The organism is Streptomyces sp. NPDC005774 (assembly GCF_042871645.1).
In the GTDB taxonomy this organism is placed as follows: domain Bacteria; phylum Actinomycetota; class Actinomycetes; order Streptomycetales; family Streptomycetaceae; genus Streptomyces; species Streptomyces pratens.
Map to the genome: position 1 here is coordinate 1 of NZ_JBIAIV010000028.1, position 19,542 is coordinate 19,542.

General features: G+C 69.6%; 17 protein-coding genes and 5 pseudogenes. 6 read left to right on the forward strand and 16 right to left on the reverse strand.

All coding sequences use genetic code 11. From position 1 onward, the window contains the following. Nucleotides 1–597: 597 nt before the first annotated feature. A pseudogene (locus ACFYQA_RS23755) lies at nucleotides 598–762 on the reverse strand (pirin family protein); the annotation flags it as partial. Between the two features lie 105 nt (nucleotides 763–867). After that, nucleotides 868–1,266, reverse strand: a complete 399-nt coding sequence (locus ACFYQA_RS23760) for a hypothetical protein (RefSeq protein ID WP_388921225.1) — start codon at nucleotides 1,264–1,266, stop codon at nucleotides 868–870. A 105-nt stretch (nucleotides 1,267–1,371) separates the two neighbouring features. Between ACFYQA_RS23760 and ACFYQA_RS23765 the strand changes: the two are divergent. Beyond that, nucleotides 1,372–1,569, forward strand: a pseudogene (locus tag ACFYQA_RS23765) (hypothetical protein); the annotation flags it as partial. A 944-nt stretch (nucleotides 1,570–2,513) separates the two neighbouring features. Continuing rightward, complete coding sequence (locus ACFYQA_RS23770; RefSeq protein ID WP_388921228.1) at nucleotides 2,514–4,010, forward strand: ISL3 family transposase; 1,497 nt, start codon at nucleotides 2,514–2,516, stop codon at nucleotides 4,008–4,010. 55 nt (nucleotides 4,011–4,065) lie between these two features. On the opposite strand, the pseudogene ACFYQA_RS23775 reads toward ACFYQA_RS23770, so the two are convergent. The 11 genes and pseudogenes from ACFYQA_RS23775 to ACFYQA_RS23825 form a co-directional block, all read right to left on the reverse strand. After that, nucleotides 4,066–4,254 (reverse strand): annotated as a pseudogene (locus ACFYQA_RS23775) (sigma factor-like helix-turn-helix DNA-binding protein); the annotation flags it as partial. A 1,119-nt stretch (nucleotides 4,255–5,373) separates the two neighbouring features. Continuing rightward, nucleotides 5,374–5,750: pseudogene (locus ACFYQA_RS23780) on the reverse strand (HAD family hydrolase); the annotation flags it as partial. Nucleotides 5,751–5,855: 105 nt separating this feature from the next. Continuing rightward, entirely contained in the window at nucleotides 5,856–5,954 is a 99-nt protein-coding gene (locus tag ACFYQA_RS23785; protein ID WP_388921231.1) for a cation transporter, read from the reverse strand. Nucleotides 5,955–6,017: 63 nt separating this feature from the next. Beyond that, complete coding sequence (locus ACFYQA_RS23790; RefSeq protein WP_388921233.1) at nucleotides 6,018–6,266, reverse strand: hypothetical protein; 249 nt, start codon at nucleotides 6,264–6,266, stop codon at nucleotides 6,018–6,020. Then, nucleotides 6,263–6,612: pseudogene (locus ACFYQA_RS23795) on the reverse strand (hypothetical protein); the annotation flags it as partial. The gene ACFYQA_RS23790 and the pseudogene ACFYQA_RS23795, both read right to left, overlap by 4 nt. Before the next feature lie 54 nt (nucleotides 6,613–6,666). Beyond that, complete coding sequence (locus ACFYQA_RS23800) at nucleotides 6,667–7,608, reverse strand: SDR family NAD(P)-dependent oxidoreductase (protein ID WP_388921235.1); 942 nt, start codon at nucleotides 7,606–7,608, stop codon at nucleotides 6,667–6,669. Nucleotides 7,609–7,681: 73 nt separating this feature from the next. Further along, a complete protein-coding gene (locus tag ACFYQA_RS23805; RefSeq protein ID WP_388921237.1) occupies nucleotides 7,682–8,920 on the reverse strand; it encodes a cytochrome P450 in 1,239 nt (412 codons plus the stop codon). A gap of 46 nt (nucleotides 8,921–8,966) precedes the next feature. Then, on the reverse strand, nucleotides 8,967–9,161 hold the full coding sequence (locus tag ACFYQA_RS23810) for a ferredoxin (protein WP_388921239.1): 195 nt from the start codon (nucleotides 9,159–9,161) through the stop codon (nucleotides 8,967–8,969). A 17-nt stretch (nucleotides 9,162–9,178) separates the two neighbouring features. Next, nucleotides 9,179–10,405 (reverse strand): NAD(P)/FAD-dependent oxidoreductase, encoded by a 1,227-nt coding sequence (locus tag ACFYQA_RS23815; RefSeq protein WP_388921241.1) that lies wholly within the window; start codon nucleotides 10,403–10,405, stop codon nucleotides 9,179–9,181. A gap of 102 nt (nucleotides 10,406–10,507) precedes the next feature. Further along, a complete protein-coding gene (locus tag ACFYQA_RS23820) occupies nucleotides 10,508–11,248 on the reverse strand; it encodes an SDR family NAD(P)-dependent oxidoreductase (RefSeq protein WP_388921244.1) in 741 nt (246 codons plus the stop codon). A 41-nt stretch (nucleotides 11,249–11,289) separates the two neighbouring features. Then, nucleotides 11,290–11,691, reverse strand: a complete 402-nt coding sequence (locus tag ACFYQA_RS23825; protein WP_388921247.1) for a carboxymuconolactone decarboxylase family protein — start codon at nucleotides 11,689–11,691, stop codon at nucleotides 11,290–11,292. Between the two features lie 223 nt (nucleotides 11,692–11,914). Here ACFYQA_RS23825 and ACFYQA_RS23830 point away from each other — a divergent pair, with 223 nt between their 5' ends. After that, the gene (locus ACFYQA_RS23830; protein WP_388921250.1) at nucleotides 11,915–13,591 is read left to right on the forward strand and encodes a flavin-containing monooxygenase; all 1,677 of its coding nucleotides are present in this window, start codon (nucleotides 11,915–11,917) and stop codon (nucleotides 13,589–13,591) included. Nucleotides 13,592–13,666: 75 nt separating this feature from the next. On the opposite strand, the gene ACFYQA_RS23835 is transcribed toward ACFYQA_RS23830, so the two are convergent. Further along, nucleotides 13,667–14,062, reverse strand: coding sequence for a nuclear transport factor 2 family protein (locus ACFYQA_RS23835; RefSeq protein WP_388921252.1), 396 nt, complete (start codon nucleotides 14,060–14,062; stop codon nucleotides 13,667–13,669). 26 nt (nucleotides 14,063–14,088) lie between these two features. Further along, on the reverse strand, nucleotides 14,089–14,484 hold the full coding sequence (locus ACFYQA_RS23840) for a nuclear transport factor 2 family protein (protein WP_388921255.1): 396 nt from the start codon (nucleotides 14,482–14,484) through the stop codon (nucleotides 14,089–14,091). Nucleotides 14,485–14,684: 200 nt separating this feature from the next. Between ACFYQA_RS23840 and ACFYQA_RS23845 the strand changes: the two genes are divergently transcribed. Further along, the gene (locus tag ACFYQA_RS23845; protein ID WP_388921258.1) at nucleotides 14,685–15,731 is read left to right on the forward strand and encodes a cyclase family protein; all 1,047 of its coding nucleotides are present in this window, start codon (nucleotides 14,685–14,687) and stop codon (nucleotides 15,729–15,731) included. 190 nt (nucleotides 15,732–15,921) lie between these two features. Beyond that, the gene (locus ACFYQA_RS23850; RefSeq protein ID WP_388921261.1) at nucleotides 15,922–16,512 is read left to right on the forward strand and encodes an isochorismatase family protein; all 591 of its coding nucleotides are present in this window, start codon (nucleotides 15,922–15,924) and stop codon (nucleotides 16,510–16,512) included. Between the two features lie 85 nt (nucleotides 16,513–16,597). Here the strand turns inward: ACFYQA_RS23850 and ACFYQA_RS23855 are convergent, their stop codons facing one another. Next, nucleotides 16,598–18,601: a pyruvate dehydrogenase complex E1 component subunit beta gene (locus ACFYQA_RS23855; protein WP_388921264.1), complete on the reverse strand. Its 2,004-nt coding sequence runs from the start codon at nucleotides 18,599–18,601 to the stop codon at nucleotides 16,598–16,600. A 193-nt stretch (nucleotides 18,602–18,794) separates the two neighbouring features. Here ACFYQA_RS23855 and ACFYQA_RS23860 point away from each other — a divergent pair, with 193 nt between their 5' ends. Continuing rightward, nucleotides 18,795–19,502 carry a TetR/AcrR family transcriptional regulator gene (locus ACFYQA_RS23860; RefSeq protein WP_388921266.1) on the forward strand — a complete coding sequence of 236 codons (708 nt, stop codon included), beginning with the start codon at nucleotides 18,795–18,797 and terminating at the stop codon, nucleotides 19,500–19,502. The last annotated feature ends 40 nt before the right edge of the window (nucleotides 19,503–19,542 follow it).

Consider the following 19,542-nt stretch of genomic DNA (forward strand, 5'->3'; position numbering starts at 1 on the left):
GCCGAACTCCACGACGAATGGATCGCCTTCCCCCGCCGCTACCTCTCCAACGAGAGCATGGACGCCCTCTACACCGACACCCCCACCGTCCTACCCGCCACATCAAACGACTGATCACCTACACCACGAGAAGGGACATGACCCACCAGCAGACGAAGAACCTGCTGGTTTCACTCCGACAGGGCGTCTCCTCCATGGGGCAGGACCAGGATCACTCCCTGCCACGTCCACTCGCGCCTTGTCGACTCTCCACAAGACGACAGGGCAAGCACCAAGTTCACGCACCGACACACGGCTCAACCGCCCGCCGGGTCAGCATTCGTCCGGCCGCCACCGAGCCCGCAAAAGCCACCGCGCGCGACGGAGCTGCGCGAAGAGTGCCTCAATCGCAACTGACGAGGCGTCAGTAACGTCAGCATTAGGTCAGCAAGAGTCCTGCCACAGCTGCTCACAGACGGCCACACCGTGGAATCACCCGCCACCCCGGCTCAGGTCCGCGCCCCGCTCAGCCGTCCTCCCGCGGGCGACCGAAAAGCGGGAGGCAGCGCCCGACCGCCTCCCGCTCACCAGCCACCAGGACTCAGGCACTCCCACAGGTCAGCGGACCCTTCCTCGCGGTTTCAGCGGCACCGGCGGGAGCCCGGGGGCCGGCAGTGGAGCTCCGTCGTACCCCTTCACCTCGCCGAACCGCGTGCCTTCCATCCAGTCCCGGCGGGCCTGTTCGATCTCCTCCTGGGTCCGGCCGATCCAGTTCCAGAACATAGCGAACCGTGCGCGCATTTCCGCAGGTCAGCAGCGTTCCGGACCGCCAACGGTTAGCGAACTGTCAGCATCGGTCCCCGAGAAGTCAGCAACCGCGAAAGGGCGTTAAGTCCGTTTCTGGTAGAGGCCTCGTCCGGGTTGGGTGAGGAAGCCTTGGCGGGTGAGGCGCCCGAGGCTGCTGCGGGAGACATTCATGGCTGGGTCGTCGGTGGGCATGCCGAGGAGTTCGTGCAGGTCCCGTACTCGGAATGCCTGGTCGGGGTGCTCGCGGAAGGCGTTCAGGATGGCCTGGTAGGTGCCGGCCGACTCGGGCGGTTCGGGTTCGGCCCCGGTCGGTACGAGTTCCGCGATGACCTTCCGGGTGGTGGCGAGGTCCGTCAGACGGGCCCCGGTCTCGGCCAGGGCGGCCGTCAGGTGCTCGATCCGGTCGCGCAGTTCGACGGCCCGAGTGATGGCCTCGTCGTGGCGGGCCTGGAGGTCCGCAAGCAGTTCGACGACGTTCACGCGGCCACCTGAAGGTCATCGCGCCAGGCCGGTGCGGGTGTGGTGGGGCGGCGGGTCATGTTCGCGGTGGAGGCCGAGTAGATGCGCGAGGCGGCGTTGTCGGGCCGCCACGCCCGCGGCCGCTTCGAGCGCGAGGATCTGCAGTCGAACCTCACGGGCGCCGAGTGGACCGACGACGAAGCCTTCGCCGCCTACGGCCTGGACGAGACCATCATCACCGCTCTCCGTACCTGGGCCGTGGAGTGGGCCGACGACCTCGCGGCCCGGCTCCTCGAGGAGCCCAGCGGTCCGGACATCGACTGATCGCGTCCGGGCGAGAGCGGTTCAGCAGACTGCGGACGCGGCCAGCGAAGGCATCCTGCCCTGAGCAATGCCATCGACGAGCAGCCGAAGCGCTCGCGGAACGCGTCGCTCGGCGTGCGCCCAGTCAGGCTGAGACCCCACCCGCTGATCGTCCGGTCGCCGCGGAGTTCGACGACGACGAGTAGGCTCCGGCGTCCGTCCCGCTCCACGACTGCTCCTTCGCCTCGATGAGTGACCGCACGGTGGACGCGGTCGGCAGTGGGCGCGATCCGGGGACGGCAGGCGTTGTCCGGATCCGGCGGAAGGCCGGGGAGCGGCAGAGGACCAGGGCGGTCAGGGCCGGCTCACCGGCTCCTCCTCGGCCAGGTCGATCAGGCACTGACCGAACCAGCGGTGTCCGGGATCGCGGTCGGTCCGTTCGGTCCAGGCCATGATCTCGGTGATGGGCTGGAGTTGCGGGATCGGTGGTTCGAGCAGGCGGATCCCCGCGGCTTCCCCGATCTTGTGCGCGAGCCGTTCGTGGACCAGCGCGTGATCAGCCGCGTACCGTTCAGCGGGAAGGGCGCCATGCCGAACCCGGCGGTGCTCTCGACGTTGCGCGGCACACCCTCACCTGCCGGCTCTTGGCACCACGCGACTGAGGAACGTCGGTCCAGCGGCTGGTGCGAGCGGGTAAGGGCAGGATTCCCCGGACCGCGAGCAGACGCGGCGGGCCGCGTCGAGGAGCCCGACGCGGCCCGGCGGGCGTCTGGGGTCAGTCGTTGACCGTGGCCAGGGCCAGGTCGTTGAGGCGGCTGACGCGCTCGAGGTGGGGCAGGCCGGTGAAAAAGCCGGCCGAGAGGAGGGTCTGTCAAACAAGCGGCTCTGTTCCGTAGTCGGTGGTGACGGCAGGTGACCGGCGTCGTTGACGTCATATGCGAGATTTCAACTCCCTTGTGGCAACGGTGTTTTCAGGGCTTTCGGCGCTGGTCATCGATGATGTGACGGACGACGGCGAGATGATCCGGGTCGTGGCCCGGACCCGGGATGTTCCCTTTCCCTGCCCGATGTGCGGGGTCCCGACGGGGAAGGTGCACGGGTACCACGGCCGGACAGTTGCGGATGTGCCAGTCGACGGCCGCCACGTCGTGGTCAACGTCCAGGTGCGACGCTTGGTCTGCCCAGTCCTGGGCTGTCGGCGGCAGACCTTCCGCGAGCAGATCCCTGGGCTAATGGAGCGCCTTCAGCGCCGCACCACCCGTCTGACCAGCCAGGTCTCGGGGGTGGCCAAGGAGTTATGCGGCCGGGCGGCCGCCCGCCTCACCCGGTTACCGGCCACGCCCGTCTCGTACGCGACCGCACTGCGCATGCTGCGGCGCATCCCCGCCCCGGCGGTGCAAATCCCGCGGGTGATCGGGGTCGACGACTTCGCCCTGCGCCGCCGACACCGCTACGCCACGGTCATCATCGACGCCGAAACAGGCGAGCGTATCGATGTGCTGCCCGACCGCGAGGCCGCCACCCTCACGGCCTGGCTGCGCGGGAAGAGGGGGATCGAGGTCGTGTGCCGGGACGGCTCGGCCACCTACGCCGAGGCGATCCGCCGGGCACTGCCCGACGCGGTGCAGGTCAGCGACCGCTGGCATCTGTGGCGGAACCTGTGCGACAAGGTCCTGGCCGAGGTCCGCGCCCACGCCCCCTGCTGGGCCACCGTCAACCCGCCCCGGCCCGGCGGCGTCCGCGAACAGACCACCCGCGAGCGCCGGCACAAAGTCCACGCCCTCCTCGACTCCGGCGTCGGCCTGCTCGACTGTTCCCGCAGGCTGAACCTCGCCCTGAATACCGTCAAGCGCTACGCCCGCATCCCCGAACCGCCCGCGGATCGCCTCGCCCCCCGCTACCGGCCCACCCTGGTCGACCCCTACCGTGACCACCTGCGCCGGCGCCGGTCCGACAACCCGGCCGTCCCCGTCACCCACCTCCTGCACGAGATCAGGGAACTGGGCTACACCGGCAGTGCCAACCTGCTGGTCCGCTACCTCAACCAGGGCCGCGCCGAGGGCGACCGCCCCGTAACAACCCCCCGCCGCCTCGCCCGGCTCCTGCTCACCCGCCCCGAACACCTGTGGACCAAGGACACCGGCCTCCTCGCCGCGGCGTGCCCGGAGATGACCGCACTCGCCCGACTCACCGGCGAGTTCGCCGCGCTTCTGACCCCGGCCCAGGCCAACGACGACAAGCTCACCCAGTGGATCGCCGCAGTCCGCACCGCTGGCCTGCCCCACCTGCACAGCTTCTGCAACGGCCTCGAACTCGACCGCGCCGCCGTGAACGCCGGCCTCACCCTGCCCTGGAGCAACGGCCGCACCGAGGGTGTCAACACCCGCACCAAAAAGATCATGCGCCAGATGCACGGCCGAGCAGGATTCGACCTCCTCCGCCACCGCATCCTCCTCCAATAACGGGCACTCACCGTCACCACCGACTACGGAACAGAGCCGCTCGTTTGACAGACCCCTCGCTGACGCTCGCGGCCTCCGCGTAGGGAAGGCCCACCATCTGGGTGAGGACGAATACCTCCCGGCGCTCACCCGGGAGGGTGTCGACGAGTTCGGCGAGGGCGATGCCGTCGTCGAAGCCCGGCAGCCCGCGCGGCTGGGTGCGTTCGGCGGCCGACTGCCAGCCGTCGGTGTCCGGCAGACGCGGCCATCAGGTGGGCGGCGATCATTCCTGTCGGGGGCATGCCGCCCATGCCGTGGTCCAAGGCGTGCGCGGGACCCATGTGGTCCATAGACTCCATGGAATGGAGGGAGTGCAGGCCGTGTAACGAGTGGTGCGTGGAGCCCATGGAGGCCGACATGGTCTCGTGCTCCGGGCCGGGCGCCCCGTGAGAACCGCCCACCATGTGGTCCAACCACCGCCGGACGAGCGTTCCGTCGCCGGACGGCCCCGGTCCTCCACTCGATCCAAATGTTGTGCCACATGCCGCAGTGATCGGCCGGAACTCCCGGCCCGTTCCCGCCGACTCCTGCCGAGAGCCCGGAAAGTACCGCCGGGGTGCAGCGGGGTCGAGGAGGAGCGCCGGTGGCGGCGGAACGGAGCAAGGTTCGGACCGCGGCCGAAGGCCGCACAGTGAGGCCGGGCGCGGGTATGACCGCACTGCTGACGTGCGCCATGGCCCTCTCCATTGGCCTGGGTCGCGGCGGTGGCCATGGGAGTCTTCGCGGTCGCCGCGAACGCGGTCTCGATGGTGCTGGTGATGCAGCGTGCGGCGCCCTGCCGGGCCGGGCAGGACTCGGCGCTGGTCTCGGCAGGCTTTTTCGCCGGGTTCGCGATCGGCCCGCCGCTTTTCGGTCTGCTGGCCGCGGCCGGCGCACTACGGGGCGGGGTGGCTGCTGGTGGCCGGAGAGTTCACCGGGGCGAGCGTGGTGGCTCTGGCCTGGGCCGTGCGGGAACGGCGACCGGGCGTACGGCGATAAGTTCGGCCCGTACGCCCGAGGGTGCCGTGGGCTCGAGTCCTGACGTCCCCGGGTGGGTCGGCCCCACCCTGGAGGCCGTTCTCGGCCGAGTAGCCGGTACCCGGGCCGAGATCGGCGACCGCTTTCCATTGTTCGCCGCCCCCGGCAGCGGCCGGTGGACGACGACCGGGCGGGGCTCGTGGACGGGTGGTTTCCGGGCGGGGCTGTTGTGGCTGCGGGCCCGGCATACGGGGAAGGAGTCGTCACTTCCGCCGTACGGTCGTCACTTCCTTCGAAGGGCCTGTGCTCACGAGGCGTGGCCGCTCGGGCGGACCACCACGGCGCTCGTCCTGATCGCCCCGTTGCGCTCCGGCGCGAGGACCTCGATCAGTCGTCCCTCCACCCGGCCCCGCGCTCCTCGGCCGGCCATGACCCTGAAGCCCTGCACGTCCGGCAACGGCCGCTGGGGAGAGGCCCGGCGTGCGTACGCGACGATCGCCCGCCCCAGTGGATGCTCCGACCTCTGCTCCATAGCCCCGGCCGGCCGCAACACCGCCTCCCGCTCCCGCCCTCCCGGTACGGTGGCGACCCGGGCGACGCTCATGTGCCCGGAGGTGAGCGTGCCGGTCTTGTCGAGCGCGACCGTGCCGAGGTGCTGCAGCCCTTCCAGGGCTCGGGCCCCTTGACGAGCACTCCGGGTTGGGCCCCGCGCCCGGTCGCCGCCATGGACGCGGCCGGCACGGCCGGCACGAAGCACGACCACGGCCGGCTGCGGAACTGCCAGCCGGGCACCATCGGCCTCCTCCACCGCCGCCACGAGTTCCCCGGGACGCACATGTGCCGGGTGGCTCACCCGGGCCCGGACGGTGGCCAGGTCGAAGTGGCGGTGACCCCGTCCAGCTCGGCGAACTTCTTCTCGACCCGTCGTACGCAGGCCGCGCACGTCATACCGCCGACGGTCAGGTCGGTGGTGGTGAGGACGGACTCCGATTCCGTGGCCCTGGTTGCCCATCAGCCACTCCCCCCGCGCCCGTGCCCGTGCCCGTGCTCGGGGCCGCCGCCACCGTCGTCGTTTTCATCGCCGCCCGTCGTGCCGGTGTCATGCATACCGGGTGCTACGGGCGCAGCCTTCGCACCGACGACATACGACACCGCGAAGACGAACACCAGCAACAGGAGGAAGTCGCACAGCGCGGGCGGCGGCACCAGTTTCCGCAGTGCGGTACCCCCGCCGCCGCCCTCCTCCGGCCGAGCCGTCATTCCGTTTCGTGGGCGTGCGGAGTCGTCGCGGGCGGCTCGGACGGTCCCGTCCTCCGTCACGGCCGGACGCCACCACGACGAGCAGCCCGACGACGGCTCCGGCGGCAGCCCGTCCCGGTGCCCGCGCCCCCCAGGCCGGCCAGGTCACGCCCGCCCGTGCCCCTGGCGTGCCCAGCTGTTCGGCCCGCCGGGCAGGGCGCGGCAGCCGGAGCAGCAGCAGGACGGCGACCGGTGGTTGCAGCAGCCACAGCATGGTGCGCGGCCACTCGCCGTACCAGACGTTGGTGCCGTACAGCAGGGTGTGCCACACGCTCAGCACGTACACGACGATCACGAAGCGGTGCAGTGCAGCCGCGGGCTGCTGCTGCAGCAGGCGAGGGAGCGGCTGCGGGCGAGGCGGCTATGCGTCCGCAGAGGTCCCGTTCGGTGCGAACTGGTGCTTGAGGAAGGACCCCGACCACGACATCAGGTCGGAGGGGACGTAGTAGCCTTTCTCGTCGTTGATGGTGTCCCAGTTCCTGGCGACATCCTCGATGGAAGCGGGCCCGCTCTCGTGTGCGTATCCCTCGGTCGAGGCGATGAACAGCCGCGCGAAGCGGCCCGCCCCCGCCGTGTAGATCTCCCCGTTGACCGGACAGCTCTCGTGCGCGAGGTAGGCCACCATGGGGGCGACCGCGTCCGACGGCATGAACGGCTGTCCGGGAACCGGCTGCGCGTCGTCAGGCTGCTCTCCCCCGCCCATCCGGGTCATCGCCGCCGGGGCGATCAGATTGACCTTGATGTTGTGCGGCTCGCCCGCCAGCCTCGCGCTGCGGGCCAGTCCGATGGTGCCGCCCTTCGCCGCCGCGTACGACAGGTTGTTCTCCAGTCCGAACACACCGCTGGAGGTGGTCAGCACGACCCGGCCGTAGCCTTGCTCGACGAAGTGCGGCCAGGCGGCCCGCAGCGTGTTGAAGGAACCGAGCAGGTGTACGGCGAGGTGTCGTTCGAGGTTGTCGAGGTCGACCTCCGGCAAGCCCGCCCACCGGATGATCCCGGCGTTGTTGACCAGAATGTCGATCCGGCCGAAGTGCTCGACCGCAGAGTCGACGATCGCCTTGCCGCCCACCTCCGTGGACACGTCGTGGGTGTCGGCGACGGCCTCGCCGCCCGCGGCCGTGATCTCGTCGACGACCTTCTGGGCGGGGCCGGTGTCGGTGCCGTCGCCCTCCATCGATCCGCCGAGGTCGTTGACGACGACCTTCGCTCCCCGTGCCGCCAGAAGACGGGCGTGAGCCCGGCCGATGCCGCGGCCCGCGCCCGTGACGACCGCCACGCGTCCGTCGAAGCTGAACTCGCTCATGGATGACTCCGTACGTTCTCGTGCGGCGTCCGGCGGCTCCGGGCGCCCTCTGCTGATGGGGGTGTCGCCTCGCCTACCAGGTGACCGGCACCGCGCCGATACCGAAGGCGAGCGCGTCGGCCGGACGGAACGCGAGCTCGTCACGGTCGACCGCCAGGCACAGGGTCGGGATCCGCCGGTAGAGCGTGCCGTAGACGACCTGGAGCTCGATGCGGGCGAGCTGCTGGCCGAGGCACTGGTGGATGCCCCAGCCGAACGCGTGGTGGTGGCGCGCCTCGCGGGTGAGGTCGAGCTTCTCCGGCTCGGGGAACGCGTCCGGGTCCCAGTTGCCGGCGGGCAGTGGGACGACGATGCCGTCCCCGGCCTTGATCTGCACGCCTTCGAACTCGAAGTCCTCGCGGGCGATGCGGCGCTGCCCGAACTGCGCGACGCTCAGGTAGCGCAGGATCTCCTCGACCGCGGGTGCCACGTCCTTCGTGTCATCGATCTCACGCAGCCGTGCCAGCTCGTCGGGGTTGTCCAGCAGCAGCGCGGTGCCCAGGCCGATCATGTTCGCGCTTGTCTCATGGCCGGCGATCAGCAGGATCATGGACAACAGGGTGGCCTCGGGAAGGGTGAGTTCATCCCCCTTGACCCGCGCGGCGAAGTCCGAGAGCACGTCCTCGGCCGGCTCCTCCGTCTTCTTCTGGATCAGCGCGGACAGGTAACCGCCCAGTGCTTCCATCGCCCGCCTGTCGTCCTCGGCGGTCTTGTCGCTCCGGGTGGCGAAGGAGGCGTGCTCCTGGAAGAAGTCGTGGTCCTCGTACGGCACGCCGAGCAGCGCGCAGATCATCAGCGAGGGCAGCGGCAGCGCAAGCGCGGTGACCAGGTCCACCGGCTTCGGGCCCGCCAGCATCTTGTCGATGAGGTCGTCGGTGAACTGCTGGATCTGCGGCCGCAGCGCTTCCATCCGGGGGCGGGTGAAGGGGCGCGTCATCATGCGGCGGATCCGCGTGTGGTCGGCGCCGTCGGCGTTGAAGATCGTGAGCGGGTGGTGTGGGGCGGTCTCCGACATGGCCTGGTTCGGGTAGGGGAACCCGGGCTGTTTGTCGTCCGAACTCACCCGCGGATCGGACAGGATCGCGCGCTGCGCTGCGTGGCCCGTGACGAGCCACGGAGTGCTGCCGTCCCAGATCCGGCCACGGGACACGGGGGCCTTCTCGTTCAGCGCCCGCAGTCCGGGCGGCGGGGCGAAGGGGCACTTGGCGTCCCTGTCGTCCTGGTATCCGTAAACCTGCTCGCCGGCCGCGAGCCGGGTGTCTGCCTCGGCCATGGTCTTCTCTCCAGTCATGCGGTCGTGTGGGGGAACGCGGGCAGTTCTATTCCTCGATGCGGATGGCCAGCGCGGGGCACACCGCGGCCGCGTTGCGGACCTCGTCGGCCAGCTCCGGCGGCGGGTTCTCGTCGAGGACGACGACGATGCCGTCCTCCTCACGCTGGTCGAACACGTCCATGGCGGCGGACACGCACTGTCCGGCGGCGACGCACTTCTCCTCGTCGACGACAACCTTCATGGGTCTCTCCTGAACGTTCAGTGGGTGGGTGCGGGGGCGGTTCCGAGGGCGTCGACCACCTCTTGGCGGCGCAGGCGGGCCTGCTTGGGCATGTTCCAGCCGAGGACGCCGGTGACCCGGCCGTCGACTCGATAGCGGACGACGAAGCGCCGAGCCGTCAACTCGCCCTCGACGACATCCACTTCGGCGCCGACGGGCAAAAAGCCGTGGACCTGGAGCTTCGCGTCGTACTGATCCGTCCAGAAGTACGGCACCGGCCGGTACGGCCGCTCCTCACCGAGAATGCCGGCGGCGACGGCCATGGCCTGCTCCGTGGCGTTCGTACGGTTCTCCAGGCGAACCAGACCGCCGAGGTGCTCGTGGTGCCAGCGGGCCACGTCGCCGACGGCGTAGACCCCCTCCCCGGCCCGGCACCACGAGTCGCACACCACGCCGTTGTCCAGTTCGAGACCGCTGTCCGCCAGCCAGTCCGTGGCGGGGATGGCGCCGATCGCGACGACCACCACGTCGGCGGGCAGCACCTCGCCCGTACCGAGCGCCACACCGGTGACCCGGCCCGCCTCGGCGGTCAGGCCCGCGACAGCGGACCCCAGGCGGAGCCGTACTCCCTGTTCGGTGTGCAGTTCGGCCAGCATTCCCGACACCAGGGGGCCCACCTGTTGGGCCATCGGTGCCGCCAGCGGACCGGTCAGGGTCACGTCCAGGCCCAACTTGCGCGCGGTGGCCGCGATCTCCGAGCCGAGGACACCCTCTCCGACGACCACCAGCCGCGAGGCGGCCAGCAGGTCCTTGCGCAGGGCCAGCGAGTCGTCGAGGGTGCGCAGCACATGCACGCCGACCAGGTCCTCCTGCCCTGGAAGCGTCCGCGCCCGTACACCGGTGGCGACCACGATCGTGTCCGCCTCCAGTACGCGTCCGGACCGGGTGCGTACGGTGCGGGTCGCGAGGTCCAGCGAGTCCGCCCGGTCACCGAGCACGAACCGGGCCTCCAGAGCCGACAGGACGTCCTGCGTTCGCAGCGTGGCCCGGTCCGGCTCCCAGTCACCGGCGAGGATCTGCTTGGAGAGCGGCGGCCGGTCGTACGGCGGGGACGCCTCGTCCCCGAGGACCGTGATCGCTCCGCCGTAGCCCTTTCGCCGTAGCGCCTCCACCGTGGTCAGTCCCGACGCAGACGCGCCCACCACAAGGACGTGGGTGGGGGCCGGGGCCGCCGTGCGAACCCTGTCGTCGTGCTCGATTCTCATGCGCGGCTCCGTTGCCAAATGCGGGTACCAGCCTGGAAGGAAACGTAGACCTAACGGTCGGTACAATCAATACCAGGTGCGCGACAGGGCTCCGGCCTGGGCTCACACCAGGTAGCGGCCGCCGTTGGTGCTGAGCGTCTGACCGGTGACGTAGCTCGCCTCCTCGGATGCGAGGTAGGCCACGGCGTGCGCGACGTCCTCGGGGGTGCCGGCCCGCTTCATGGGCATCGTGGCCGCCACGGCATCGACATCGACAGGCCCCTCACGTACCAGCGGGGTGTCGATGAAACCCGGCGGGACGTGGTTGACCGTGATCCCCTTGTCGATGTACTCGACCGCCAGCGCCCGGGTCAGGCCGATGACACCGCCCTTGGAAGACACGTAGTGAGCCATGGCGGGCGCTCCGGTCTGCGCGGACGAGGAGGAGATGTTGATGATGCGGCCCCAGCCGGCCGCGAGCATGTCGGGCACCAGCTCCTTCGTGACCAGGAACGGTCCCTTCAGGTTGATGCCGATCATGCGGTCCCACGCGTCCTCGGTGATGTCCGTGAACGGTTGATAGGCGGTCGTCCCCGCGTTGTTGACCAGGATCGCGACGGGCCCGAGCTCCGTGCGTGTGCGGGCCGCCGCGGCCGCCACCTCGGTGGCGTCCGCCGCGTCCCCGCCCACTGCGATCGCCGTGCCGCCCGCCTCGTTGATCGAGGCCGCGGTTTTCTGCGCACCCTCGGCGTTCAGGTCCCAGACTGCGACCGCGGCACCCTTGGCCGCCAGCACGGTCGCGATGCCACGACCGATGCCACGGGCGCCGCCCGTGACGACCGCGACCTTTCCCTGCAATGACATGCGTGCTCCTCGTGTACGTGTGCCGGTGTCCGACCCGCCGGCTAGCGGGCCAGTGCCTCGCGTGCGGCGCTGCGGGCCGCGGTCGCGCGGGGGAAGCCCGCGTAGCCGGCCGAGTGATAGATGACCTCGGCGATCTCGTCCTCGGTCACCCCGTTGGTCAGCGCGATCCGGACATGGGTCCTGAGCTCGGTCTCGGCTCCGAGAGCGATCAGGATGCCCAGGGTGACCAGGCTTCGGTCGCGGTTGGCGAGCCCCTCACGGGCCCACAGCGCGCCATAGACGCTCGTCAGGCCGATCTCGACGAGGTCCTCGCCCAGCAGGCCGTCCCGCAGGTCTATATCGCCTTCCGGGAACACGCCGGGCAACGCCTCGCGCATCGCCTTGAGGCCGGCGGCCCGCAGATCGGCTCCGGCTGCGGGCTCGTTGATGTCCTTGGCGCTCATACGCGGCTCCTGCTCGCACAGACAGGCGTCCATCGCCCTGAGCGAAAGTTAGATCAAACGGTCGGTACAATCAACGGTTGAGGCAGGTCGATCCCCGGAACCTTCTTCGACACCCCCATTGCTCGGGCTCGCCCCATTCATCTACTCTCCTGAATATTCGATCGACCGGTCGAACTATGAAACAACCCGGTGGCACCACAGCCCCTGTCACGTTGGAGGGCAGATGAGCGAATCGACGAAGGTGTCGAGCGCGACGGACGAGCGCACCCAGGCACCGGAAACCGACCCTGGAGGCCCGGACCGCGTCGACGTACTGGTCATCGGAGCCGGCGTCACCGGTATCTACCAGCTGTACCGCGCCCGCGAGGCCGGCTTCTCGACGAGGCTGATCGAAGCGGGTTCCGGCGTGGGCGGCACCTGGTACTGGAACCGCTATCCCGAGGCGCGCTTCGACTCCGAGAGCTACACCTACGGCTACCTCTTCTCCAAGGAGCTGTGGGAGGAGTGGGAGTGGTCGGAGAAGTTCGCCGGCCAGCCCGAGATCGAGCGCTACTTCAACTACGTCGTCGACCGGTTCGACCTGCGCCGCGACATCCGGCTCGGCGTCAAGGTGACAGAGGCCGTCTACGACGAGCCGTCCGGGACCTGGACCGTGCGGGGCAGCGACGGCACCGAGATCCGAGCCCGCTACGTGGTCGCCGCGACCGGTAACCTCTCCGTGCCCTTCATCCCCGCCATCCCGGGGCGCGAGGAATTCCACGGTGAGCAGCACCACACCGCCCGCTGGCCGAAGACCCCCGTCGACTTCACCGGCAAGCGGGTGGCACAGATCGGCACCGGTTCCAGCGGTGTGCAGATCGTCCCCGCGATCGCGGACGACGTGGCCCGCATCACGGTGTACCAGAAGCAGGCCGACTGGCTCACCCCCCTCAACAACGGGCCCATCACGCCCGAGGAGCAGGCGGAGATCAAGAAGAACTTCGAGTCCATCCGCGACACGCTGAACACCTCGCCGAGCGGGTTCCTCCACCAGATCACCATGCGTTCCGGCCTGGACGACACCCCGGAGCAGCGCCAGGAGTTCTACGAGACGCGGTGGAACGGCCCCGGCTTCACCAAACTGTCCGAGCACTACTGGGACATGCTGACGAACGAGACCGTGAACGCGGAGTGGTGCACGTTCATGGCCGCCAAGATCCGCAGCATCGTCAAGGACCCGGAGACGGCGGAGAAGCTGATCCCCAAGGGCCACGGCTACGGCGGACGGCGGCCCCCGTTCGGGACCGGCTACTACGAGGCGTACAACAAGCCGACCGTCTCCCTCGTCGACATCAACGAGACGCCGATCATCCGCGTCACCGAGACGGGGATCGAAACGTCGGAGGGTGTCGAGGAGTTCGACATCATCATCTGGGCGACCGGCTACGACTTCGGCACCGGCGCGCTCAACCGGCTCGGCGTGCGAGGCCGCCACGGTCTCCCGCTGAAGGAGTACTGGGCGGACGGTCCGCGCACCTATCTGGGGATCGCGAGCGCGGGCTTCCCGAACTTCTTCTTCCCCGGCGGGCCGCACGGGGCGACGGGCAACAACCCCCGCTACGCCGGCGACCAGGTGGAACTCGTCACCGACGTGCTCATCCACGCGCGCGAGCACGGTCACGGTGTCGTCGAGGTGTCCGAGGCCGCCGAGGAGGAGTGGACGGAGGAGATGAACAGCAGCACGCAGTCCTCCTTCTTGGAGAGCAGTTACTTCTACGGGGCCAACATCCCCGGCAAGCCGGTCAAGCAACTGCTCAACCCGACGGGTCGTTGGGCGCTCCTGGAGACGGTCGCCGCTGTCAGGCAGAACGAGTTCTCGACGTTCGCCTTCTCCACGGCCAAGACTCCGGAAGAGGTCTAGGGTCCGGCTGACGACAACGGCGGGCCCCGTCGGGACGAGCGATCGTCCCGACGGGGCCCGCCGCGTCGTGGGCCGCTACGGCTGGAAGGTCGTGACCCTCCGCTGGAACCGCCACTCGTCGTTCTGCCGGCGCAGCGTGTCGTCGTAGCGCCCGACGAGCTGCACCGCCCAGCCGGAATCGCCACGCTGGAAGAACGCCAGGTTACTCACGGCGGTGGCCTCGTCCTCCGTCCACGACGTGACGACCGTGTTGGCCACCAGGTGGAGTTGGGGCTGGGTCGGCACGAAGGAGGCGTAGCCCTCGCGTATGGCCTCCTGCCCTTCGAAGGTGCCGATGCCGGCGATCTCCGCCACGCCGTCGGGCCAGAACAGGTCGGCCAGGTCGCCGATACGTCCGGCGTCCAGCGCTTGTGCGTAGGCGGCGACGGCATCGTGCACCCTGGCCGAGACCGACTCGATCGATGTGCTCATCCTGCTCCCAAAGGTGAGTGGGTCGGCTACTGGAAGGTGGTGCTCCGGCGGTGCAGGCGCCAGGCGCCCTCCTGGCGGCGCAGCGTGTCCTCGTAGTGCCCGACGAGCTGCACCGCCCAGCCGGAGTCGCCACGCTGGAGGAACGCCACGTCGCTGGAAGCGGTCGCCTCGTCCTCCCCGGACGAGGTGATGACGGTGTTGGTCACCAGATGCAGCTGCGGCTGGGCCGGCGCCCATGAGTTGAAGGCCTTGCGGAGCGCGTCGTGCCCCTCGATGGGGTCCATGCCCGGCAGTTCGAGGACCGCGTCGGGGGCGTACAGCGCGACGACGTCATCGGTGCGGCCGGAGTCCTGGGCCCGCGTGTGCTCGCCCAGCACGCCGCGTACGCCCGCCGCAACCCACGCCGCTGTGGATTCGCTCAATTTTTTCCTCCAGAGTCGAATGGTGACCCGCGCCGGACATACGGTCGCGTTGCAGGTTTCGACCAGTCAGTCTATTGCCTACCGAGAGAAACAGGGAGAGGGTGCCCCCAAGAGCTTGCGAAATTCGTTGACCGAATGGTCCAATCTCAATAGCATACTGACGGCTGTCAACGGGGACCGTCGTACGAGGAGGCAACATCGTGACCAAGCGTTGGAAGCAGCGTCCGCCCGGTTCGACGTGGGGCGACTTCGGCGAGGACGACGAGCTGGGGCGCATCAACCTGCTGACCCCCGAGAAGGTCCTGCAAGGGGTGCGCGAGGTCGAGCACGGCATCACCTTCGGTCTGAGCCTGCCGCTCGACTATCCGGGCGGGAGTGCCATGAACCAGCGGCGTCACCCGCCGATCCTGAGGCCCACCGAGGACCTGCAGCACAAACAGGACGTCTTTTACAACATCAAGGCGAGCGAGCACTTCTCGCCCGACCTCATCGACGTGTGGTCGGACGACGTGGTCACGCTCTGGCTGCAGTACTCGACGCAGTGGGACTCCCTGGCCCACCAGGGCGCCGAGTTCGACGCCGACGGCGACGGGGTCGCGGAGCCCGTCTACTACAACGGCTTCCGGCCGGACACCGACATCGTCGGACCGCTGGAGGACGCCAAGGGCGACGGCAGCGGGAGCCTCGGCTTCGCACGCCACCTCGGCCTCGAGCACATGGCCCAGCACGGGGTCCAGGGCCGCGGCGTGCTCATCGACATCGCACACCACCTGGGCACCGGCTACCAGCCGGTCAACTTCGCGCAACTGCAGGACATCATGGCGGCTGACGATGTCGTGGTCGAACCAGGCGACATCCTCCTGCTGCACACGGGCTTCGCCACGCAGATCCTCGCCTGGGAAAAGAACCCGGACCCCGTGGCCATCCACCAGACGGCCGCCTACCTCGACGCGGACGACCCGGCGCTGCTGAACTGGATCGCCGAGTCGCAGATCTCGGCCATCGCGTCGGACAACTACGCCATCGAGGGGGTGGGCGTCACCCAGGCCCAGGGCCCGCACACGCTGCTCCCGCTCCATCATCTGTGCCTCTTCAAGCTGGGCGTCCCGATGGGCGAGTTGTGGTACCTGCACGACCTCGCGGCCTGGCTGCGCGAGCACCGTCGCAGCCGTTTCCTGCTCACGGCTCCTCCCCTGAACCTGCCGGGAACGCAGGGCAGTCCTCTCACCCCGGTGGCGACCGTCTGACGAGGCGTTACAATCGGGTCCTTCCCGACGGTCCGACCTGGGGGCCCGCTCGGAGCAGGTGACGACCCACCCGAGTTTCCAGATCCCCGAGAAACCCACTCAGCCGTCCGTCCGGCCTGCCTTCCCGACAGGGCGGGCCGGCGCCCGGGGCGAAGGCATCGGGCACTGTCATGACGAAAGGCGCCACACTGTGACTTTGTCCGCCATGGACGACAAGACCGCCCTTGTACTGATCGACCTGCAGGCCGGCACGCTGGCAGCCCCGACAAAGCCCTACGCCGCCGCGGAGGTGGTGTCCAAGGCCGCGGTACTCGCCGCCGCGTTCCGTGCCGTGGGCGCGCCGGTCGTGCTGGTCCGCATGAGCAACTCCCCCAACGGCGCCGACATGGTGCCGGGCCGCAGCGAGGCCGCCCGCCTGGCCGGCGGCCGGTCCCGCCCGTACGACCTGGGTCCGACAGCCGAAGGCCTGAGCGGCCACGACGAGGACATCCTGGTCACCAAACGGAACTGGGGCGCCTTCCACGGCACCGACCTCGACATCCAGCTCCGCCGCAGGGGCGTCACCCAGATCGTGCTCGGCGGGATCGCGACCAGCCTCGGCGTCGAGTCGACCGCACGTGCCGCCCACGAGCACGGCTACCACATCGCGTTCGCGGTCGACGCGATGACCGACATCAACGAGGACGCGCACCGTCACAGCGTCGCGTACATCTTTCCGCTGATCGGCGAGACCGGCACCACCGACGACATCCTCGACCTGTTCGCCAGGACGCGTTCCTGATCCTGGCATCGGCCGACTGCGCCGACCGTCCGGAACCCTGCCGCCGGCGCTCGATACGCCGGCGGCTTTCGCGTACCCGCTCGCATCAGACAGCGGCGATCCTCCGCAGAGTGTCGGCGATCGTGTCCCGCGAGGGCAGCCACAGCTGTTCCAGCGAGGGTGCGTACGGGGCCGGCATCGGCGGCGGGGCGACCCGGGTGACCGGCGCGTCCAGGTGCCAGAAGCCCTCGTCGACAGCGAGCGCGGCCAGTTCGGCGCCGACTCCGAAGTCCCGTACCGCCTCGTGAGCGATGACGAGACGGTTGGTCTTGGCGAGGGAGGCGAGGACCGTTCCGCGGTCCAGCGGAGCGATCGTCCGCAGGTCGATCACCTCGACGCTCACTCCCTCCGCGGCGAGCAGTTCGGCTGCGGCGAGACCGTCCTGGACCATTCGCGACCAGGAGACCAGGGTGATGTCGGTGCCCTCGCGCACGACCTTGGCCCTGCCCAGCGGGATCAGGTGATCGGCCGGCGGGCGAGGGCCCTTGAAGCCGTACTGCAGGCGGTTCTCGACGAACACCACCGGGTTCGGGTCCTGAATGGCGGCACGCAGCATGCCGTAGGTGTCGGCCGGGTTCGACGGCATCACCACGGTCAGGCCGGGGATGTGCGCGAGCAGGGCCTCCAGGCTCTGCGAGTGCTGGCTGCCCGAGGAGCGGCCGGCGCCGAACTGCGTGCGCACGACGAGCGGCATGGAGGCACGGCCACCGGTCATGAAGCGCAGCTTGGCGGCCTGGTTGAGCAGCATGTCCAGGCAGACGCCGATGAAGTCCATGTACATGATCTCGACGACGGGCTTCATGCCGGCCATGGCCGCACCGACCGCCGTGCCGAGTATCGCGCTCTCGCTGATCGGGGTGTCGCGGACCCGGCCGGGGAAGGCCTGGGCCAGACCCCGGGTGAGGCCGAAGACGTTGCCGCCCGCGCCGACGTCGATGCCGGCCACGAAGACGGACGGATCGGCCTGCAGCTCGTGTTCCAGGGCGAGGCGTACGGCGTCCATGGAGCGGAAGATCTCCCCGTCGGCCGGGGCGGGTTCGGGCACGTCCGTGCGCGGGGCCGAGACGAAGTCGTACAGCGTCTCCGGTGCGGGCTCGGGCAGACTCCTCGCCCACTCCACCGCCGCCTCGATCTCCTTGTCGATCTCCTCGTCGACGGCGTCGGCGAGTGCGGCCGGTACGCCCGCGTCCGCCAGGTGGCGGCGGGCCACCAGCAGCGGGTCGCGCTCCTTGGCGGCGGCGACCTCCTCGGCGGGGCGGTAGCGCTCGGGGTCGCCCTCGTAGTGGCCGTGCCAGCGGTAGGTCTCGGCCTCCACCAGCACGGGGCCGCCGCCCGCGCGCAGCCGCTCGACCACGTCGGTCAGCATTCCGGCCACCGCGAGGACGTCGTTGCCGTCGACATGCGCGTAACCGATGCCGTACCCGGCCGCGCGTGCGGAGAGCGGGGCGCGGTGCTGTTCGGCGGCGGGGGAGAACTCGGAGTAGTGGTTGTTCTCGCAGAGGAAGACGACCGGCAGGTCCCATACGGCGGCCAGGTTGACCGCCTCGTGGAACATGCCCTGAGCCACCGCGCCGTCACCGAAGAACGCCACCACCACGTCGCCGGCGGCGCGCAGCTTGGCCGCGGTGGCGACGCCTGTGGCGATGGGCAGGCCGGCGCCCACTATGCCGTTGGCGCCGTAGATGCCGAGACCTGGGTCGGCGATGTGCATCGAGCCGCCGCGGCCGTGGCAGGTGCCCGCCTCCTTGCCCATCAGTTCGGCCATCATCGACGCGGAGTCCAGGCCCTTGGCCAGGACGTGCCCATGGCCGCGGTGGGTGGAGGTGATGCCGTCGCGTGGGCCGAGGGGCCAGCAGGCACCGACGGCGCTGGCCTCCTGGCCGATCGACAGGTGCAGGAATCCGGGGATCTCCGTCGCCTTGTACAGTTCGGACGCCCTTTCCTCGAAGCGGCGGATGCGGCGCATCCGCCGGTACATCTCCAGGAGTTGTTCCGCGTGCGCGGACCGGGTCCCGATGCCCGTGTCGGTGAACTGCGGTGCCTGGGTCATACGCGTCCTCGCAATGCCGGCGCAGATGGCGCGCCCCGCGCCCTCTGAGTGCGTCTTTTAATGTACCGTTTGGTCTAGCAAACTAGAGTGACGACGTCCTGGGTTCCGCTGTCCCCTCGGATGCCCTTCCGGCGCCCGGAGCGGGCCCGGGTGGAGTCGGATCGACACGTCGTCCCGTCAGGGGAGAGATGCAATGCCACGACCGCCGGGTCATGGGCCGGACTTCGAGGTCCGACGCCAGAAGATCATCGACACGGCCGCCGAACTGTTCGCCCGCCAGGGCTACGCGGCGACCTCCGTCAACGACTTGGGCCGCGCCGTGGGCCTCGCCAAGGGAGCGCTGTACTACTACATCGGCTCCAAGGAGAATCTGCTGATCGAGATCCAGTCGCGGGTGATGAGCCCGCTGCTGTCCCGCGCGCGACAGATCGCCGAACTCGACGCGGACCCCCTGCTGCGCCTGCGGCTGCTGTCCGAGTCGCTGCTGACGATCATCTTCCGCAGGCTCGACCACATCTGGGTCTACGAGCACGACTACCGGAGTCTCACCGGTGACGAGCTCCACACCCTGTTGGGCCAGCGCTCCGACTTCGAGCACCTGATCACCGGTCTGCTGACAGAAGCCGCCGAACAGGACAGGCTCCGTCTGACCGAACCGCGCCTGGCGACCCTGCAGTTCCTCAACCTGCACAACCACACCTACCAGTGGGTGAAGCCGGGCGGCCGGTGGGACCCGGCGTACCTGTCGCGCGAGTACTGCGCGACCCTGTTCCGCGGTTTCGGCGCGGCCGACGGCGACCTGACACTGACCGAGGAACGGGCCACGATGTTCCACCGCGACCGTCCGGAGCTTCCGCTCGACCCCGAGGCCGCCTGGGAGCCCGTGCCCGTCGGCAGCTGATCCCAACCCGCGGTGCACTCGAGCGCACCGCGGGACCCGG

Bases quoted from the DNA above. Each gene is read 5' to 3' on its own strand.
- ACFYQA_RS23805 (WP_388921237.1), bottom strand. From the start codon at position 8,920: ATGGCCGAGGCAGACACCCGGCTCGCGGCCGGCGAGCAGGTTTACGGA.
- ACFYQA_RS23790 (WP_388921233.1), bottom strand. From the start codon at position 6,266: ATGACGGCTCGGCCGGAGGAGGGCGGCGGCGGGGGTACCGCACTGCGG.
- ACFYQA_RS23860 (WP_388921266.1), top strand. From the start codon at position 18,795: ATGCCACGACCGCCGGGTCATGGGCCGGACTTCGAGGTCCGACGCCAG.
- ACFYQA_RS23825 (WP_388921247.1), bottom strand. From the start codon at position 11,691: ATGAGCGCCAAGGACATCAACGAGCCCGCAGCCGGAGCCGATCTGCGG.
- ACFYQA_RS23835 (WP_388921252.1), bottom strand. From the start codon at position 14,062: ATGAGCACATCGATCGAGTCGGTCTCGGCCAGGGTGCACGATGCCGTC.
- ACFYQA_RS23855 (WP_388921264.1), bottom strand. From the start codon at position 18,601: ATGACCCAGGCACCGCAGTTCACCGACACGGGCATCGGGACCCGGTCC.
- ACFYQA_RS23800 (WP_388921235.1), bottom strand. From the start codon at position 7,608: ATGAGCGAGTTCAGCTTCGACGGACGCGTGGCGGTCGTCACGGGCGCG.
- ACFYQA_RS23810 (WP_388921239.1), bottom strand. From the start codon at position 9,161: ATGAAGGTTGTCGTCGACGAGGAGAAGTGCGTCGCCGCCGGACAGTGC.
- ACFYQA_RS23830 (WP_388921250.1), top strand. From the start codon at position 11,915: ATGAGCGAATCGACGAAGGTGTCGAGCGCGACGGACGAGCGCACCCAG.
- ACFYQA_RS23820 (WP_388921244.1), bottom strand. From the start codon at position 11,248: ATGTCATTGCAGGGAAAGGTCGCGGTCGTCACGGGCGGCGCCCGTGGC.
- ACFYQA_RS23785 (WP_388921231.1), bottom strand. From the start codon at position 5,954: ATGACGTGCGCGGCCTGCGTACGACGGGTCGAGAAGAAGTTCGCCGAG.
- ACFYQA_RS23815 (WP_388921241.1), bottom strand. From the start codon at position 10,405: ATGAGAATCGAGCACGACGACAGGGTTCGCACGGCGGCCCCGGCCCCC.